This window comes from Shewanella sp. 11B5 (assembly GCF_002836795.1).
GTDB lineage: Bacteria > Pseudomonadota > Gammaproteobacteria > Enterobacterales > Shewanellaceae > Shewanella > Shewanella frigidimarina.
Genome location: NZ_PJAP01000838.1, coordinates 1 through 1,569 on the forward strand (window position 1 = coordinate 1; position 1,569 = coordinate 1,569).

Consider the following 1,569-nt stretch of genomic DNA (forward strand, 5'->3'; position numbering starts at 1 on the left):
ATAGCTTATCGCTCTACAACTGCTGCCGTCATTCTTGAAATACAACAAAGTTCACCCGCACTGTTACGAATAAGAACTTCCCAAACCGAACTGCGTTTACCTAAATGCACAGGTTTAGCTGTTGCCGTTAACTCACCATTACGTGACGCTTTTAAATGATTGGCGTTGATTTCTTGGCCGACACAATAATAACGGGTAAAGTCGACTACAAAGTTGGCGGCATAACTGGCTACTGTTTCCGCTAAAGCGACGTTTGCACCGCCGTGAACTATCCCTAATGGATTATGTACAGCTGGATTAGCAGGCATAGTGGCAACCATATAATCATCACCAATTTCGGTAATCTTAATCCCTAATGTTTGCATTAAGGTGCCCTTTCCGTGCATCCCAGCATCTAAGCGAGCACAATCTTCTAAAGTGACAGTGTTAAACCAAATACTCATTCTTAATATCCATCATTATCATTATTAGAAAATTCAGTGTACTGATTAGCTTACCTTTTTGAAAGAGAAACGCGATCAATAACAGTAGCCCATTAAAAAGGAGCCTAAGCTCCTTTTATTGTTATTAAATAAATTTATATGTACGTTAACTCACTAATTCACAATGGCTTTGATAGGTTTGTGCCCAACGCAATAACTCAACTCGGTTACGAGACTCCGTTTTACGGAAAATTGATGAGATATGTGCTTTAACAGTATGTTCACTAATACACAGGCGCTGAGCAATTTCTTTATTACGCGCGCCGCTAGAGACAAGCTGAATAATGGTTCTCTCTCGGCTGGTCAATCTTTGGAGGATGGCAACCGTATCGGCAGGAATTTCAGCACTGGTATCTAACTGCTGGACTAAACGTCTAAAAATTTTACTGATCAATGGACGGTCATACCACAATTCGTCAGAAACCATTTTACGCAAACCAGTCAGCATTAAATCCATGCGTTGGTCACTGTATAATAAACCCCGCACCCCCAGGAGCAATGCAGACTCTTGATCAAGTGATCCACGTTCAACTTGGTATAATGCTACAGGGACATGCTCAACTAAACGCGATACCAACAACGGAATGCCCTTACTATCTAAGGCCGCACCTTTTTGTGAAACAAGATAAAAGTTGTTGGATTTTTTTTCTAACTCAAGCTCAGCAGCGTGCTTTACAATTCGAGTTTTTAAACCGATAGATTCTGCCAAAATAGCTAAATGGCAAGGTGCTGCGATTTGGTGCAAAAACACCAACTCATCAATATTTGAACTCATCACTCTTCTCCCTGAAAAGTACATTATTGCTCAACATACCTTGAGCACATCCTGAGGCTATATACTATACGTAAATGAAATACGTTTACTAGCCTTCAGAACTAGGTTGAGCAGATAGTTTACTTTTTGTCGTTATATTAGAGCATGTGCTTTATTTATTCGTTAACCGCGTTACTTGATAAATCGACTCGCCAAAATAATGGATAATCATGGTAAGTCGGTCACTATCAATCACGATTTTTATAATGAAAACCTTCCTATACAGCAAGCATAGTAAAAATTTGCTAGTTATTATGACTATTATGTAAGTCT

2 protein-coding genes are annotated in these 1,569 nt (G+C 39.5%); both read right to left on the reverse strand.

Going from position 1 to position 1,569, the window contains the following annotated elements:
* Positions 1–5 precede the first annotated feature (5 nt).
* Positions 6–443 carry a PaaI family thioesterase gene (locus CXF78_RS16965; protein ID WP_011636049.1) on the reverse strand — a complete coding sequence of 146 codons (438 nt, stop codon included), beginning with the start codon at positions 441–443 and terminating at the stop codon, positions 6–8.
* A gap of 145 nt (positions 444–588) precedes the next feature.
* Positions 589–1,257: a helix-turn-helix transcriptional regulator gene (locus tag CXF78_RS16970; protein WP_011636048.1), complete on the reverse strand. Its 669-nt coding sequence runs from the start codon at positions 1,255–1,257 to the stop codon at positions 589–591.
* Positions 1,258–1,569: the final 312 nt, after the last annotated feature.

Excerpts from the sequence above, each read along its gene's own strand:
- CXF78_RS16970 (WP_011636048.1), bottom strand. The coding sequence starts at position 1,257 with ATGAGTTCAAATATTGATGAGTTGGTGTTTTTGCACCAAATCGCAGCA.
- CXF78_RS16965 (WP_011636049.1), bottom strand. The coding sequence starts at position 443 with ATGAGTATTTGGTTTAACACTGTCACTTTAGAAGATTGTGCTCGCTTA.